This window comes from Brachyspira hampsonii (assembly GCF_001746205.1).
GTDB classification, from domain to species: Bacteria; Spirochaetota; Brachyspiria; order Brachyspirales; family Brachyspiraceae; genus Brachyspira; species Brachyspira hampsonii_B.
In genome coordinates, this window is the sequence record NZ_MDCO01000014.1 from 53,549 (window position 1) to 72,253 (window position 18,705).

Annotated in this window: 11 protein-coding genes and 1 pseudogene; 6 read left to right on the forward strand and 6 right to left on the reverse strand. The window is 27.2% G+C overall.

Annotation, left to right across the window (positions count from 1 at the left end; translation table 11 throughout):
* Window positions 1-49: 49 nt before the first annotated feature.
* A complete protein-coding gene (locus tag BFL38_RS13635) occupies window positions 50-1,609 on the forward strand; it encodes a DUF6348 family protein (protein WP_069727553.1) in 1,560 nt (519 codons plus the stop codon).
* Between the two features lie 551 nt (window positions 1,610-2,160).
* Here the strand turns inward: BFL38_RS13635 and BFL38_RS13640 are convergent.
* From BFL38_RS13640 to BFL38_RS15215, 5 genes are all read right to left on the reverse strand, one after another.
* On the reverse strand, window positions 2,161-3,597 hold the full coding sequence (locus BFL38_RS13640) for a 6-phospho-beta-glucosidase (protein ID WP_069727554.1): 1,437 nt from the start codon (window positions 3,595-3,597) through the stop codon (window positions 2,161-2,163).
* A 110-nt stretch (window positions 3,598-3,707) separates the two neighbouring features.
* Entirely contained in the window at window positions 3,708-5,105 is a 1,398-nt protein-coding gene (locus BFL38_RS13645; protein ID WP_069727555.1) for a PTS transporter subunit EIIC, read from the reverse strand.
* A 168-nt stretch (window positions 5,106-5,273) separates the two neighbouring features.
* Entirely contained in the window at window positions 5,274-6,101 is an 828-nt protein-coding gene (licT, locus tag BFL38_RS13650) for a BglG family transcription antiterminator LicT (RefSeq protein WP_069727556.1), read from the reverse strand.
* A gap of 533 nt (window positions 6,102-6,634) precedes the next feature.
* Window positions 6,635-7,468, reverse strand: coding sequence for a hypothetical protein (locus BFL38_RS13655; RefSeq protein ID WP_069727596.1), 834 nt, complete (start codon window positions 7,466-7,468; stop codon window positions 6,635-6,637).
* Window positions 7,469-7,590: 122 nt separating this feature from the next.
* Window positions 7,591-7,728 (reverse strand): hypothetical protein, encoded by a 138-nt coding sequence (locus BFL38_RS15215; RefSeq protein ID WP_176720588.1) that lies wholly within the window; start codon window positions 7,726-7,728, stop codon window positions 7,591-7,593.
* Between BFL38_RS15215 and BFL38_RS13660 the strand changes: the two are divergent.
* Window positions 7,693-8,067 (forward strand): annotated as a pseudogene (locus tag BFL38_RS13660) (ankyrin repeat domain-containing protein); the annotation flags it as partial. The gene BFL38_RS15215 and the pseudogene BFL38_RS13660 sit on opposite strands and share 36 nt — an antisense overlap.
* 542 nt (window positions 8,068-8,609) lie before the next feature.
* On the opposite strand, the gene BFL38_RS13665 reads toward BFL38_RS13660, so the two are convergent.
* On the reverse strand, window positions 8,610-9,872 hold the full coding sequence (locus BFL38_RS13665; RefSeq protein WP_069727557.1) for an RtcB family protein: 1,263 nt from the start codon (window positions 9,870-9,872) through the stop codon (window positions 8,610-8,612).
* Between the two features lie 193 nt (window positions 9,873-10,065).
* On the opposite strand from BFL38_RS13665, the gene BFL38_RS13670 reads away from it, so the two are divergent.
* From BFL38_RS13670 to BFL38_RS13685, 4 genes are all read left to right on the forward strand, one after another.
* Window positions 10,066-10,974, forward strand: a complete 909-nt coding sequence (locus BFL38_RS13670) for an SPL family radical SAM protein (protein ID WP_069727558.1) — start codon at window positions 10,066-10,068, stop codon at window positions 10,972-10,974.
* 217 nt (window positions 10,975-11,191) lie between these two features.
* Entirely contained in the window at window positions 11,192-13,489 is a 2,298-nt protein-coding gene (locus BFL38_RS13675; RefSeq protein WP_256097279.1) for a YeeR family protein, read from the forward strand.
* Between the two features lie 568 nt (window positions 13,490-14,057).
* Complete coding sequence (locus tag BFL38_RS13680) at window positions 14,058-16,226, forward strand: PTS sugar transporter subunit IIABC (RefSeq protein ID WP_069727559.1); 2,169 nt, start codon at window positions 14,058-14,060, stop codon at window positions 16,224-16,226.
* Between the two features lie 136 nt (window positions 16,227-16,362).
* Window positions 16,363-18,168: a methyl-accepting chemotaxis protein gene (locus BFL38_RS13685; RefSeq protein WP_069727560.1), complete on the forward strand. Its 1,806-nt coding sequence runs from the start codon at window positions 16,363-16,365 to the stop codon at window positions 18,166-18,168.
* Window positions 18,169-18,705: the final 537 nt, after the last annotated feature.

The window sequence follows — 18,705 nt, forward strand, 5'->3', positions numbered from 1 at the left end:
TTATTATAAATGTATTATATTCTACTAATAATAAATAAGGATTTTATCTATGAATAATGAAGAATTAGATGCACAATTTCAAAAATTATATGAAGAAGGAAATCATAGAGAAATTATTAAATTAATACTTTCTTTGCCTCAAGAACAACTAAATGATGATATTAAAGGACAGCTTGCCGTTGCATACAACAATATTTCTGAATTTGACTTAGCAATAGATATATTAAATTCTTTATCTGAGGAAACTAAAAGCAATCATACTTGGTTTTATAAAATTGCTTATGCATATTCAGGAAAGTCTGATATGAGCAATGCTAATTTAAATATAGACAGAGCATTATATACATTAGAAATGAATAGGCATTATATAAGCGATGAAGAATATGATTATTTCAGCAATTTATATAATAATTTAAAAGAATATATTCAAAATGGAAGCATACATTATGAGGCTAATTCTGTTAATATTGATGAACCTGATTCTATAATAAAGGATATATCTTCTATTTTAGCGAATGATATAGAAAATGAAATAGTAGAAGGAAGTATTCTCATAAAAAAATGGAATATATTTATTAATGCTTATTTAGAAACTGTAACAGATAAAAGTGCTGTTATTAACTATTATATATCTAGTCCTGATTGGGATAGAGATATATTTGAATGCTGTGCTAGTGCTGGAAAAAATGCCAATACTGCTGCAGGACTTTCAAATGGAAGTTTTATATTTGGAATAATGACAGGTATAAAGGCTATGAATGAAAACACAATACTTGATGAAGTTGAAACAGAATTTGCCGGAAAAAAACATAAATGGAAAGTTTATACTAGTAATTTAGTTAATATGGGGCAAGATAACGGAAAGCCAAAAAATATAAATACTTATTGGGATATGTTTAAAGATGATATTTTAAAAAGAATAGGAAATCAAAAAATTTGCTACATTAAAATATATGGGGCTAAGGCTTCTAATGATTACTCTATAGGAGAGCTTAGAATAAATGATGTTAATATAGCTGAGCTTTCAAATAAAATGAATGAATATGTAAAAACTTGGAATGAAACCGATTTTTCATCAGACAAACAATTTTTCTTTTTGGTGCAGGATAATGAAACTTATACTCCTTATCCATTCAGAAATAATGATATTCTAAAATTTATTCAGGAATATTCAAATATAGTTTTAAACTTAAAAGAGTCTGAAGAAGATTATGATAAATTAGGGAATTGGGCAGAAAAGCTTACAAAAGACTATACTCTTGCAACAGATTTATTTCTATTTATTCCTGAAATATGTGCTGATAATGAGTTTTTTAATGAACTGCATTCATCTGAAAAAATTAATTTTAATTTTGAATCAGAAGGAAAAAATATCACTGTATACAAAACTCAGCTTTATACATATCATTTAATCAATAATTATTTATTTGAGCTTTTCAAAGAGAGTGCATTCAATGGAAAGGAAAATGAAATATATGAAAAATTCATAAACATGAGTGCATTATATAATATATACGTGCAAATAAAAGAAGATTATAAAAATAAAACACTAGAGAATCTTGAAGTTAATTTATCTTTTAATGTAGATAATGATTATAGTGTTAGATAACGCACGGTAAGCGAATATTATAAATATAATAAAAACCACATTCAAAATAAAATAATATTTTTTAATTTTATTTATCGTGCGGTGAATAATTTTTTAATTCTAATCAAAACTTGGGCGGGTGCTAAAATTTCTTTTTCAGCAATAAAAAAAATTAAATATAAAATTACAAAGTAAGTTAAAAAATATAAAGGGCGGGAATTAGAAAAAAATCAAAAAAATAAAATTTATTCTAAAACCCCACCCTCTAAATTTTTTATCTTTATTTAAGTTGTGATTTTATTAATATTTGTTATTTAAAATATAAAAAGCATGCCCACCCTAGCTGTTATTAGACTATTAATTTTTATTAACGCACGGTAAATGCATTTTTATATATTATTTAAATATAATTTTAAATCATCATATATTTTAAATTTCACTCACCGTGCGTAATAATCAGTCTAAATCTTTTATTATTGCTAGCGATAAACTCGCTTAAAAATATCTGATAACTTCCTGTGTCAGTTATCAAATGCCATTTATCGCTTAAATTTAAATCATTCGCATATCAATCAATCTAAATCTTCTCCGTTAGAAGCTATAACTTTTTTATACCAAGCAAAAGATTTCTTTTTATATCTGTTTCCAGTACCTGAACCATCATCATTTTTATCTACATATATAAAGCCATAGCGTTTTTTAAGCTCGCCTGTCGTAAATGAAACTAAATCTATACATCCCCAAGGAGTATATCCTATAAGATTTACGCCATCAATTTCAACGGCCTTTTTTAACTCTTTTATATGTGCTTTAAGATAGTCAATACGATAATCATCATCGCAAGAGCAGTCCGGCTTTAATTCATCAATAGCACCAAAACCATTTTCTACTATAAATAAAGGAATTTCATATCGTTCGTAAAGTGTAACAAGAGAATATCTAAGCCCAACAGGATCAATCTGCCAACCCCAATCAGAAGCCTTTACATAAGGATTTGCTATTGAATTTGCCGTACTTCCATCCATAGTTGACTTTATATCTTTCTGTACATCAGCTTTTACAGCATTTGACATATAATAACTAAATCCTAAATAATCAACTTTTCCTTCTGCTAATATCTTTTCATCTTCTGGCTCCATAATAGGGGCATTATTTTCTCTTTGCCATTGTTTTTTTGCAAAAGAAGGATAATGCCCACGACAATGAACATCAGCAAAGTAAAAACGCTCATGCATACTTTCAGCAGCAATCATTATATCATCTGGATTACAAGAGTATGGATAAAAAGGAACAAAAGAGCACATACAGCCTATTTTAAAATTAGGATTGATTTCATGCCCTTTTTTTACAACAAGTGCAGAAGCGACAAGTTCATGGTGTACAGCCTGATACATAGCTTTTTTAGGATCATCGAACTTATCATATTTTACACCAGAGCAAGTCCAGCCAAAAATCTCTGCTGAAGTATTGCTTTGATTATTTATTTCATTAAATGTCATCCAATACTTAACCTTATTTTTATAGCGGTTCATAACAGTAACAGCATATTTTACAAAGAAATCTATAACTTTTCTATTTAACCAACCGCCATATTCTTTAGCTAAATGATACGGCATTTCAAAATGACTGAGTGTTATAACAGGCTCAATATTATGTTTAAGCAGTTCATCAAACATATCATCATAAAATTTTAAACCTTCTTCATTAGGCTCTGCTTCATCACCATTAGGAAAAATCCTTGTCCAAGCTATTGATGTACGAAAACATTTAAATCCCATTTCAGCAAATAATGCAATATCATCTTTATATTTATGATAAAAATCAATTCCATCATGATTAGGATATCTTTCACCATCTACAATGCCGTCAGTTATACGACGCATAACACCATGGGCACCAGCTGTAAGAACATCGCTTACGCTTATACCTTTTCCTCCTTCATTCCAGCCTCCTTCAAGCTGATGGGCAGCTACTGCTCCGCCCCATAAAAAATTATTTGGTAAACTCATAACTTACTCCATTCTAAGTTTATTAATTATTTTTTTTATTATAATTATAATAATATTGTTTAGATAAAATTTAACTATTTTTTCCAGCATAAACTGATTTATAATTATTATTATTTATCAGATATATCCGAATTTACAGGGTCTTCAAAACCTACAATCTGCACAAGTATGATGGCACCTATAATTGCAATACCGCAGCCTACTATTTCACCAATAAACGAATTAGGATTTTTTGGACTTATAGCATTAACAACAGTTAAAACACCCGGAAGTCCTGTATATATATAGTACATTGATCCAAAGAAACTTGTTACAACAGCCCCTATTGCACCAGCTATACAGCCACATATAAAAGGTTTTTTCAGTCTTAATGTAACACCATAAATTGCCGGTTCTGTAATTCCAAAAACGCCTGTCAAACCTGCAGAAAAAGCAACACGTTTAAAATCCTTGTTTCTTGATTTTAAGAATACACCAAAAGCAGCTGCAGCTTGTGCTACAACGGCACATGTTTGGAAAGCCTGAAATGAGTTGCTGCCGTTATTTGCAAAATCTGCAAGTACAACCGGAGTAATTCCCCAATGAACACCGAATATAACAACAACTTGCCAAAAACCGCCTATTACTAAAGCAGCAAGAGCAGGAACTGAATAATAAATGAAATTATATCCTGCTGCAATAGCACTTGCAAGCTTATCTGAAACAGGGCCGATTACAATTATTGTTGCTGGAACCATAATTAAAAGACATATAAAAGGTGTTGCTAAAGGTTTAATAACATCCGGAAGTATTTTATAACAGAAACGCTCCAAATAAGATAAAATCAAAACTAAAAATAAAGGCGGTAATACGCTTGAGGTATATGTTGTTTCTGATAAACTAAATATCAAAAATTTTATTGTTTCGCCATTTGCAATACGAGCTGCCATATCATTCCAACTTGGGTTTACAAGAGCACAACAGCAAACAATGGCAATATATGTATTACATTTAAAATGTTTTGATGCTGTTATAGCTATAAATATAGGAAGGAATGTAAATGGTGTCCAAGACATAAAACTTATTACTTCATAAGTTCCTGTCTTTGCAAACTCTGGTGCAAACTGTGTTATTATAATAAGACATCCTTGAATAAGACCTGCACTTGCTAGTATATATACAAAAGGTGCAAAAACTGCTGACATTGTAGCAATAATTCTATTTAGTAAACTTTCTTTTACTTCTGCAGTACCGCCTTGTTTTGTATCCAAATTAAGTTCTTTTGATACTGTATCAAATACTTCCCCTACATGGGTTCCGATTACAATCTGGAACTGACCTCCTCTTTCAACAACCGTAATCACACCTGGCATTGATGAAATTTTTTCTTTGGCATCATTTGGAGTTTCCTTTAGCACCAAACGAAGCCTAGTAGTACAGCGAGACACATTGGTAATATTACCTTCACCTCCTACGGCAACTATTATGTCGCGTGCCAATTTTGCATAATTTCTAATAGGTTCTGACATAGTTATTCTCCCTTAAAATTATAAATTTTATATATCTTGAATCTTGTACAGAGACTAAATACAGTTTTTTAAACAAAAAAATCCAGATAAAAAACAGACCTATTTCCTGCTTTTTAATCTGGATATTGCCGAATTTAATCGTTACAAGTCCTAAATATTATTTTCTTTTTATGATACCACTCTTATAATATGTACCGCCAAAAAAGTTATTTCCTCATCTCCTATTTCTATACCATATTCTCTGCTAAGAAGATCAGATATTTTTATAGCACATTTATATTCTTCCGGATATTCATTTTTTATAGTATCGGCAAGAACATTTGATTTCACCTCTAAAAATTTTTTCTCAATAATTCTTTGTGCAAAAAATAATAAATGTGTTACAAATCTTTGATAATCCAGCGAATCCTCATCTAATTGCTTACCGACAAAAAGACTTACCACATTTATTGATTCTTTTACAATGCCTATCATTGATTCCGTATGAGACATATTTCCATCATATTCTGCATTTACAATATGCGTTGCAATAGCGGCAGCCTCTTCTTCTGGTAATCTTATACTAAAATGTTTCTCTATTATATTTAAAGCATATTGACCAATTTCAAACTCTTTTTTATATATTTTTCGTATTTCCCAATAAAGTGCATTTCTAAAATCAATTCTTTTTTCAAAACGCTCTATTGCAAAATCAATATGGTCTGTCAATGTAATATATATATTTTTATTTAAGTCTTTTTTTAGATTTTTTTTGGCATATTCTATAATTTCAGAGCTGGCATTTATTGATTCTATTTTTACTTCTATAAAGAGCTGCTTTAGTTTATCCGTTGATGCCTCTGTGTCCATACGAAAAATTTTATCTATTTTTTTATCATCAATTTCTTGACCTGCTTTTTGTCTAAAGCCTATCCCATTTCCAACAACAATTATTTCCTGTCCATTTTCACTAGTTGAAGCAACTACATTATTATTTAAAATTTTTTTAATAATCATTATTTTGCCACAAAAATATAAAATTGCAAAAAAAATCCAAACAAAATAGTATAAGTTATAATATAACTAATAATAATTGTTTGGTATTGCCTGATTTAACAGTAGCAAGCCTTATTAACTTGAAACAATATAACATATATATGTATTTTTTTCAAGAATTATTTTTATTTTTATTTTTATTGTTTAATATTATTGATATTATAAAAATACAATTACACACTTAAATACAGCAATAAAGTATATAATCTTTTATACTATGCGATTGGAAAGAAGTTATTATAGGAAATAATGTGTTACTAGAATTAAAACACTGTTATAAATTTTAAATACTATTATTTTAAATTATTAAAAAATAGTTTTGAAAAAAGTCCATAATGTCAAATTTAAACAAAATAATATGGGATTAAATAAGGTAGGGAAAAGTAAAAAATATTAGAAGAATAAAATATTAAAATAATTTGTATAATTTAAATTATAATACAGTATTTACTTACTTTAATAAATTAATAAATATTTAAATTCAATTATTGAGATTAATTAAACTCATAGTGCAAAACATATCTGTCAGTAATATATTCATATCCGTAACATATCAATGCTATATAATACTTTTTATTAGCCTCAAATGAGGTATTTAATTGATTTATACCCTGTTTTAAATAGTTATAATTTTCATCAAACAAAATCATATCTATATCTTTTGAATATTCTAATTTGATATTAATAGAAGTATTTATGTCAGTATCATTTTTTATCTCATAAAAGTCTATATCTATTAACCCAGATTTTTTTATATATGGTTTAATATATTCATCTACATTAAAATAATACTTTATAAAATATCCATAAACCATTTCATTAGGATAGTGAATAATATTAGCCTCATTAATCTTATTATTAGGCTCTATTTCATTTGAAGGCAGATAATCATCATTAAATATAAATTTCAGATTATATTTACATTCTTTATCAGCATTTAATTTGAAATAATATACATCATCATTAAGTAAAATATCTTTGAACTCCATCAATCCATTATAATTAGAAATATCCTTAGAATGAATACTAAATATCGTATCATTATCAGAAGAAATAATATCCATATGAATATTGGCATCAAGATTATAAAAAGACATAGTGAAATCCATTACAAAACCATTAGTAGGATTTATCTGATAAAAATCTGTATCATTATCATCATCAATTTTTCCTCTGATTAGAGTATTACAATCTATATACTGCGAATATTCCAAAGAATCATTACTTTCTATCTCTTCTCTTTTTAATATATTTTCACTATATATATTATCATCATTATTTCTACAAGAGATAATAAGGATTATTAAAAGTATCAATTTATATTTCATTTTTATTTCTTTCAGTTTTATTATATTAAACAATATATATTTTTTTATAAAAGAATGCAAATATAAAAAGCCTATAGAAGTTAATCTATAGGCTAAAAAATTATTCATTATAATAAAATATTTTAAACCTTAAAGAAAGACATAAGTTCTTCTAAATGATTAGCCTGTTCTAATAAAGATTTAGATGCTGATGTAGACTGCTCTACTAAAGAAGCATTCTGCTGGCTACCCCTTTGATTTTTGCCATATTCAACAGACATTTAGGTATAATGAAATATTTACTTGATAATGGTGCAGACCCTTATGTAAAAGATGATGACGGCTGGAATGCCTTTTTATGGGCTTGCGGTACTGGAAATGTTGATGTTATAAAAATGCTTGTGCAGTATGATTCTGATGTTGTAAACTCTAAAAATATGTATGATGCAAATGGGCTTCATATGGCTGCTTTGAATGACAATGTAGAAGTGTTTGAATATTTGGTTAGGGATTTGGGTATGGATATAAACAGCACAGATGAAGACGGAGACGGAGTTTTATATTATGCTTCTGAAGATGAGGCTATAGAAAAGTTAAAAGAATTAGGTGCTGAAGAATAAAAATTGTGAGCATCTGGAAAGTTTATTTGTATAATATTTTTTAATAATGAATATAACGCACGGTGAATAGGCTTTTATCTATCAATTCATTATATTTTTTATTTTCTATATTTTATAAATAAAATTCTTCGTGCGTTGTGTAAGCAATAAATTTAAATAAATCTAGGGTGGGCAGCAGAAATAACAGTGTAGAGTTAAAAATAAAAATGAGACAAAAATAGCAGATTAAAATTATAAGCCTAAAGGGTGGGGAGTGAAAATAAATTTAAAACTTTATTTACATACCCCGCCCTTTATTCTTTTTTACTTTATCAAAAAATTTAACTTTAATTATCTTTAGTAATATACTTAGAAATTTTAGCACCCGCCCAAGCTTTTGTTAGGTTTTAAATTTTTTTTAACTAAATAAAAAATAGAGTAATAGCTTTTATCTACACTCATTTTTAAGAATGCTCTCAGGAATATAAGTATATTGATACTTTTTATAATACTCAGTAAATGTTTGTTTAAAAATTAAATATTATTTTTTTATATTTTTCTTTTTAAGAAGCTTTTATATTGAGTACAGGTTTTAATCTGTCTATTATATCTGCTGTAGGCATTATTAATTTTTCTATTTCCTTTGAATCTTTATATGCCTGTGGTGCTTCATCTAAAGTATTTTTTGATATGCTGCTTGAATAAATACCTTTCATAGATTCTATAAAATCTTTCATATCTATTTGTTTTCTTGCCTGCATTCTTGAAAGTACTCTTCCAGCTCCATGAGGTGCTGAAAAATTCCAATCTTCATTGCTTTTTCCTTCGCATATTAGTATGCCGTCACGCATGTTAAAAGGAATTATCATTTTTTCTCCCTCATAACTTCTTATAGCACCTTTTCTTATTATAAAATCTTCAAAATCTATAAAATTATGTATAGATGAAAAAGTATCTTCTAATTTTATATTAAGAGAATATTTTATAATGTTAAGCATAGCCTCTCGGTTAATTTTAGCATAATACTGAGCTATTACCATATCGATGCAGTAGTCAAACATAGCCTTGCCATATATATAGTCTCCGTTTCTTACTATTTCACTATATTCATTATATTCTTTTGTTGTTTTATCATTAGCATCATTTACACTATTTAAAAAATCTTTTGCTTCTTCTATTCTTTTTTTATTTTTTCTTGCATGATATTCGCATACCATTGTGCCGAAATTTCTTGAGCCTGAATGTATAGTGAGAAAGTAATCATTATTTATGGAGCTTCCTATCTCTATAAAATGATTTCCTCCTCCTAATGTTCCTATGGAGTTATGAAATTTTTCTAAATCCATTTCTATTCTTTGGCATAATTTTTCTATATAATCATTATCTATTTCAAATATGGCAAAGTTTGTATTATATCTTTTATTATAACCTATTATAAAGTTCCTCATAAGTTCATTTAATTCTTTGAAATTAAAAAATGAATAATTACTTTTTTTATGAGTTTTAACTCCCATAGGAATATTTTGTTTTATAGTTTTGTCAATTTTTTCAAGCTCAATATTTTTTATATTATCATTTAATTTTGAAGTAAGCATTCCGCATCCTATATCAACACCTATATGAAAAGGATTTACTCTGTCAGTTAAAGGCATTGTAAAACCTATTACTATACCCTTTCCAATATGGGTGTTCGGCATTATCCTAACTTTAACATTTTCGCTTGCTTTTTCATTTAAAATATTATAAATCAAAGAATAAGATTCTTCATCGATATTGTCAGTAAATATTTTGCAGTCTTTATTGTATTTTCCTTTTAACTCTATCATGAAAGTATACTCCTTTCTTTAACTATTAATAATATAAATTATTATAATGTCAAAAATTGTAAATGATATATTAAAAAATTTTTAACTTTGTAAAATTTTATTAATATTTTAATAACTGTACTTGATAAAAATATTAATATACAGTATTATATATAAATATAATATTTTAATATATTTTAAAGAGATAAATTATATGATTAAATACAGAGAAATTAACTGCAAATCTGCTTTAAATAAAATAGATAATGAATACGGATTCTGTTATGATTTAAATATTTACAGAGGCTGTCTTCATAAATGCTATTACTGTTTTGCTGTGTATTCTCATAAATATATTAATTCAAAAGATTTTTTTGGTGAAATATTTGTAAAGAAAAATATTGCTGAAGTATTAGAAAAAGAATTATCATCAAGAAATTGGAATAGAGATATTATTAATCTAGGAAGTGTTACAGATAATTATCAGGAAGCAGAAAAAGATTATAAACTTATGAGAGATGTTTTAAAACTACTTATAAGATATAAAACACCAATGTGCATATCCACAAAAAGCGATTTGATATTAAGAGATTTTGATTTGATAGATGAGCTTTCAAATATAGTGCCTGTAAGAATAGCGACAACTATAACAGCATTAGATGAGAAATTATCTTCTTTAATAGAACCTAATGTTATAAGCCCAGAGAGAAGATTAAATATATTAAAGGAGTTTAAAAAAACTAAGGCTATAACTGCAGTTCATACTATGCCTGTAATGCCTTTTATAACAGAAAATGAGGTAGAAAATATTTTTAAGAAGGTTAAAGAGTATAATATAGATTATTGTGCATCAGATGTGCTCAAATTAAGAGGCGAATGCAGAAAGATATATTTAAACTTTGTAAGACAAACTTTTCCAGAGCATTATAAAAAGTATCTATATATTTACGGAACTGACGGACTTCTTAAAGATGAATACAAAGAAAAAATATACTCAAAAATAGAAGCATTAGAAGAAAAATATAATATCACATACAAAACTAAAGAAGAACTTAACACAGAAGACAGTGTTTATAATAGGTATAAAAACAAGGTTATGGAAGAAGAGCCTAGTTTGTTTTAATATACATTCTATTTTGTAAGTTCTACAAAATAGAATACCTTTATAATCCTAAATATTATTTTATAGTTATTGTTTAAATAGTCTTGAAACAAGTATTATGCTTTTTTAATTATAATATATTATTTTGATGTATTTTTTTATAAAAATATATTATTAATATTGACAAATTAATATTTGTAATTATAATGAAATCTAAGAAATGTAAAAGAGGGTTTGTATGAATGTTATTTTATTTTTAGTAGGACTTTTAGCCGCATTTATTATTATATCAATAATAGCAAATAAATTATTTTCATTTATGAAAATAAGATTATTTGTTGGTTTTGCGGCATTATATTATAATTTTTATGTTATATCTAAATATGATCACTTTTTCTATATTGTAATACTTGCTATTTTACAAATAAGCTTAATTATGAGATTAATACAATATTTTAGTAAAAAAAGCCTTGTAAGATTAGAAGGTGCAGAATATTCAAATGGAAGATATTATAGAAGATTATATTTTACAAATTTGCTTTTATTTTTCTTATTTTTTAGATATGAAGCATCACAATCAAATGAAATTTTGGATACTATATTTATGAAAATTATAGTTATTATACCTTTAATATTTACGGTAAAAGTTTCATTTGATATTGCATATTTTGCAAACAATGTAATAAAAAAATTAAGCAGCATAAATTGTGTGAATTATAATCAATTGGCATCAGAAGTAAATATAGGTTCGCATTCAGATAAAGAAGACTTTGGATTATTTGATATTTTAGATGCTATATTGGAGGATTTTGAATCAAGAGGAAAATTAAAAAAAATATTTTTATTTGATAAAGATTATTATTTCAATATAAACTTCTTTAATAAATGTTCAGATAAAGCAAATGAAATAATTAAATTAGATACAAGGATAGATAAAGAATTTGCTGTTTCTTCATTGAGAGATACTTTATCATTACCAGATGAATGTTTATATGATTTTTTTATAGTTAAAAATGAGGATATAAATTTATTAGAATTTGATGATGGAGAGTTTTTTGTACATAATTTAAATAATGATAAAATAGTAATATGTACTTCATGCGGAAAAGCTGGATTAATAAGTTCATTAGAAAATTATAATCCAAATGAAGAATGGTTCTGCTCTATTATATGTGTAAGTACTGAAGATAAATGCTATAAAATAGCATATCAAAAAGATTTTCCTGATGATTATAGAGAACCTGATATTGTATTAGATTCTGATGGCAATCAATTAATGTTTAATGAAAATTCTAACTACAATAAGAAGAAAGCTGAATTGCTTATAGATAAAATAAATCCTAATAATGATACTGTATTAACAAATGATAATATTTTTTCAGAGCTTGAAAAATATATGACTATAAAAATTAAAATATATAAAAATGTAGAAGAAACCATTAATAGTATGTTTATAAAAGATGCAGATACAGGCAAAGAACAATATAAATATTATGATGATGATGGTAAAGCATTAAGTTTTGAAGTTCCAAAAGATTTTTATGAAGCGGCAATAGAAAAAATGAAAGAAAAAATATTAAATCATTCTATAAACAACATTGATGATCCTGAAGAAGCAAAAAATATTATAATAAAAAGCCATTTAACTAGGCATCAAATTATAAATACTGTAAAATTTGGAAATATAGAAAGTGTATTATATAATAATCATAAGCAGGAAATTTTATCTATTTCTTCATTTGGTATATATTTTGCAGTTAATACAGCTACTACATATTGGAGAACTAATGATATTAATTTATCAATACAGTCATCTGCTATTATTGGTATAAATGAATACGGCCGTAATTCTAATATGCCTACATCTTTATTAAGTAAAGAAAATGAGGCTAAAATAGAAACATTTATAAATAAAACTATAGATTCTCAATTACAATCAGAAGCATTAACTAAACATGCTACAAAATATGCTTTAAAAGGATTAGCAAAAATAACACAAAAATCTGTATTTTCTAATGAAGCTGTTATTAAAGTTATTACAACTTCTACCATATCGCTGATGAAGATGTCAAGAGGGAGAATATCTAAGATGCAATGTACTAAGAATATAATAAAAACAGCAGGAAATGCCACAGGAGCACTTGTAGGCGGGGTTATTGGATCAGCTTTAGGTCCTGTTGGAACTTTTGCAGGCGGTATAGTTGGCGGAATGGTAGCTGATAAACTTGTTGGAAAAACAGTAGATAGTTTTATTGAAGACGATAGTGTACAGATTATGAAAATTGTTAACAAACATTTAGAATATTTAGCTATAAATTTTTTATTGTCCGATGATGAAATGCAGGAATTAACATCTATAGTTGATACTCAGATAAGCAGTGATAGAGAATTTTTAGAGGATGTGTTTGAAAATGATAATAAAAGGGCTATAGTAAATTATAAGTTAAAACCTATAGTTGTTAATATAATAAAAAATAGATTAACAATACCTTATGAAGTCTTAAAAGCAGATAATATTGTTGAAACAATATCATAAATAACTGAATAGATATTTTAAATAAATTGATTATTGTTAAAATTATGTATTTTTTAGTATTATAAATATTTTCTAAATAATACACAATAAAATTGTTTCAATGTTAGAGGATAAATTCATAAAAGTATATTTAAACTTTGTAAGATAAACCTTTCAATAGCATTATAAAAAGTATCTATATATTTACGGAACTGACGGACTTCTTAAAGATGAATACAAAGAAAAAATATATTCAAAAAATAGAAGTATTAGAATAAAAATGTAATCTTGCATATAATACAGTGTTTGTAATATAAAACAAATTTCTGTAAGAAGAGCCTAGTTTGTTTTAAATATTATTTAACATATTAAATAATATAAAGTATTAAATTTATATAATAAAATAAATATAGATATATTATTAATTTCAAAAATTATTGACAAAAATATATACAATTATAAAAAAATTTATTATACTTATAGTAAGAATTGATGTTTATATGTGATATTAGTATACATAATACTTTATTTTATCATGTCTCTCATATTCTTATCAAAAAATATATTTTAATAATCTGGAGTTCTTTATATGAAGGATAAAATTTTCGGTGTACTGCAAAGGGTAGGAAGATCATTCATGCTTCCTATAGCTGTGCTTCCTGTAGCAGGTTTATTTTTAGGTATTGGTAGTTCATTAACTAATACTACAATGCTTGAAACCTATAATTTAATGGGTATTTTGGGACCTGGTACAATAGCTTACGATATATTATCAGTATTAAGCGAGGCTGGTAATATTATATTTGGAAACCTCCCTATTATATTTGCTATGAGTGTAGCTATAGGTATGGCAAAAAAAGAGAAAGAAGTAGCTGCTTTATCAGGAGCTATAGCATTCTTTGTAATGCATGCTTCTATAGGTAAAATGATACAAGTTATGGGCGGAGCTGAAAAACTTTTGGCTGGTTCTACTACAAATGTTGTAGGTATATTATCACTTCAAATGGGTGTATTTGGTGGTATTATAGTAGGTCTTGGAGTAGCTGCTTTGCATAATAAGTATTATAACATAGAGCTTCCTCAAGTATTGTCATTTTTCGGCGGTACAAGATTCGTTCCTATAATATCTTCTATTGTGTTTTTAGTAGTAGGTATATTAATGTACTATGTATGGCCTCCTGTACAGGTTGTTATGAATAAATTAGGAGACTTAATAGCCGGTTCTGGTTATATAGGTACTTTATTCTACGGTATAATAGAAAGAGCATTAATACCTTTCGGACTTCACCATGTGTTCTATACTCCATTATGGCAGACTTCACTTGGCGGTACTATGATGATAGACGGCAATTTGGTAGAAGGTGCTCAGAATATATTCTTTGCCCAGTTAGGATCTCCTACAACAACTGCATTCAGTGTTGAAGCTACTCGTTTTATGACAGGTAAATTCCCATTTATGATATTTGGTTTACCGGGTGCCGCTTTGGCTATGTATAGAACTTCAAGACCTGAGAAAAAACAGGTAGTAGGTGCTTTGCTTTTCTCTGCTGCCCTAACAGCTATGCTTACAGGTATTACTGAGCCTATAGAGTTTACATTTATATTCGTAGCCCCAATATTTTATGCTATTCACTGTGTACTTGCTGGTATATCTTTCATGCTTATGCATATACTTCATGTTACAGTAGGTATGACATTCTCAGGAGGTTTCATAGACTTATTATTATTCGGTATAATACAAGGCAATGCTAAAACTAATTGGGTATGGATAGTAATAGTAGGTGCTGTTTATTTCTTTGTTTACTACTTCTTATTCTCTGCTTTAATTAAAAAATTCGACTGGAAAACACCTGGAAGAGAACCAGATACAGAAGAACCTAAACTATATAGAAGATCTGATGTTGAAGCTGCTAAAAATGCAGGAAAAGAAGGCGAATTATCTCCAGCTTCACAATATGAAGAAGCTCCTTTAATAACAGCCGGACTTGGCGGAAAGAAAAACATAAGCGATGTAGACTGCTGTGCTACAAGACTTCGTATAACAGTATTTGATGCTTCTAAAGTTGATGACGCTCTATTAAAACAAAGCGGTGCTGCTGGTATTATCAAAAAAGGAAATGGAATACAGGTAATATATGGGCCTAAGGTTACTGTGATAAAATCAAGACTTGAAGATTATCTTCATGATCCCATAAGCGATGAAGAAGTATCTGTTAATACTGCAAATACTGCAGCAGAAACAATAAAACAAGAAGAAAAGAAAGAAGAAAATAAAAAAGCTGAAAATAAAGCATCGTCTTCTTCAGTTGATAAAGTATATTCTCCTATAAAAGGTAATATAATAAAATTAGAAAGTGTTAAAGATGAGGCATTCTCAAGCGGTGCTATGGGTAAAGGTATAGCTATTGAACCTAAAGAAGGAAAAGTCTATGCTCCTTATGATGGTATAATAGAAACAGCCTTCCCAACAAAACATGCTATAGGATTAACTTCTGATAATGGAATTGAATTACTTATACATGTTGGTATGGATACTGTAAAATTAGGCGGTGCTCACTTTATTTCACATATAGAAGAGGGACAAAAGGTTAAGAAAGGAGATTTATTATTAGAATTTGATATTGAAAAAATAAGAGGAGCAGGATATCCTACTCTTACTCCTGTTATAGTTACCAATTCTGATGATTATTCTGAAGTTAATACTACAAGTGCTTCTTCTGTCAATATAGGTGATGATTTAATTGAAGTAAAAAAATAATTATATTAATATTATAAATATTGAGAGGCTTATTAATTTAAGCCTCTTTTTTTATAAAAAATTTGCTTGACAATAAAAAATAAAAATTTATACTGTTTTACATTACTATGCTTGCTATTTATATGGAGAATTATTTATGAATGATAAGAAAAAAAAGTATATATTAATGCTTAAATTTTTACTTCCATTTTCCATTTTTATAACAGTTATAGTCATCTCTTTACTTTCATATTTTATTCCTAGATATAAAAAAGAATTTTCTTTAGAAATACTATCAAACATAAATAAAAATGAAACAGCTGTAAGTGGTTGGCTTAATCATTTTTATTCACAAATAGAAGTATTAACATCATATTCTAAATATGAAACAGATTATACTCAAATGCTTGATTCTTTTAAAGAGCTTCAAATTTTAAGAGATGATATTAAAAATATATATTTTGGTTCAACAGTCCCTTATAAAGATGGCGGAGTATTAGTAATAGTATTCGGAGATAATTTGAGAGGATTTGACCAAACTACAAGAGAATGGTATATAGAAGCTGCAAAAAACCCTTCTGATATATATATAACTTCACCTTATAAAGATGCCCAAACAGGAGAAACTGTTATCACTATATCTAAAGCAGTTATTCAGGATAATATACTTAAAGGTGTTGTTGGATTGGATATATCATTTTCACAAATATCTGCATCATTAGAAGCTGATAAAGATAATAAATTTTTTATAGCATCACTTGATGGAATGTTTATTACGCATACTGATTCAAATTTATTATTTAATCAGCAAAGAAATATTTATACAGAATTGAATGCTCCTAGACTTAATGGCTCAGATTATGCTTTTAGCATAGGAAAATCTAATTGGACAGTGGTACATAGTATAGCGAATACTCCTTGGCTTTTAGTTGGAAATGGAAGTGCATCTAGTCTTAATAATAAAATTACTACACTTTCTATTATAATGGTTATAGTTGCTATCGGATTTTTATTAATTGAGTTTATACTTGTTATGCTGAATGTTACACCATTATCTCAGACATTAGATAGAGCTATAGATGTTATTAAAAATATGACAGATAAGCATTTTAATGCTGTTTTTGATGATAAATTATTAAAAAAATCAGATCAAACAGGTGTTTTAGTCAATTCCATACAGAATATGCAGAAATCTCTTGGAAACTCTATACATTCTTTACAGGAATCTTTGAATTTTATTAATAATGAAATAGATACTGTTTCAGATGGAAGTACAAATTTATCTGATCGTACTAATACTCAGGCTTCTTCGCTTGAAGAACTATCTAGTCTAATAGAATCTTTATCATCATCGCTTGATGAAACAAATATTCAGTCTAATGATGCTAAAGATATGAGTGTAAAAGTGGCAGATGCTACTAAAGTAGGGGTGGAATCATCTTCGGAAATTATAAGCAGTATGAGTGAGATATCTGAATCTAGTAAAAAAATATCAGAGATGACAAAACTTATACAGTCTATTGCTTTTCAGACAAATATATTAGCATTAAATGCAGCAGTTGAGGCAGCAAGAGCTGGTGATCAAGGTAAAGGATTTGCTGTAGTAGCAAGCGAAATACGATCTTTAGCTCAGAATGTTGATGAAACAGCTAAAAACATTACAAATACTATTAATGATGCACTTGATAAAGTAGAAGCTGGAAATAAGGCTGTTGAAAACTCTTCAAAAATACTTAGAGATATAGAATCTTTAGCACAGGATATGCTTACTAAATTAAGTTCTATATCTGAGAGAGCTGTTATAGAAGCTGACAGTATAAATCAAATTAATGTTTCTGTAAGACAGCTTAATTCTATTACCGGTGAAAATAGTAATTTAGCAGAGGCAAATGCTAGTTCTACAAAAGAAGTAAGAACAAAAATAGAAGATATGGTTGAACAAATTAATAGTTTTAAATTTTAATATTAAATACAAATTATAAAAGAAATGGCTTTATATATGTCATTTCTTTTTATGTATTTTCTAAGAATATATAATAGTCATATCTCTATATTATTTTTTCTTTATATTTTTTGATTTATTTTTAATCCCACCCTTTATATTTATTGTTTATTTTAGGGTTTTTAGATATAATTTTTTTATAGTCTTTTCTGTCATTATAAATCCCACCCAGAATTTTATTAGGATTTACAATTTATAATCCGCACGTAAAGTAAATCTATGAATATAAATTAATTAATAATAGAATTTAATTAATAAATAAAATGCATTAACCGTGCGTTAAAGATGTTGAAAATTTAATTTAAGCTTGGGCGGGTGCTATATATTCTAATTTAGTTTATAAGAAATGAGTAGTTAAAATTGCATGTGAATTTATTAATGAAAAAGGGCGGGCGTATGTAATAGTAATAAAAAAATAAATTTTTTGTTTTTATGTATTGACAAAGATTTAAAATATGTTAGAATATACTAACAAATGTTAGAGAGCATTTATATAGT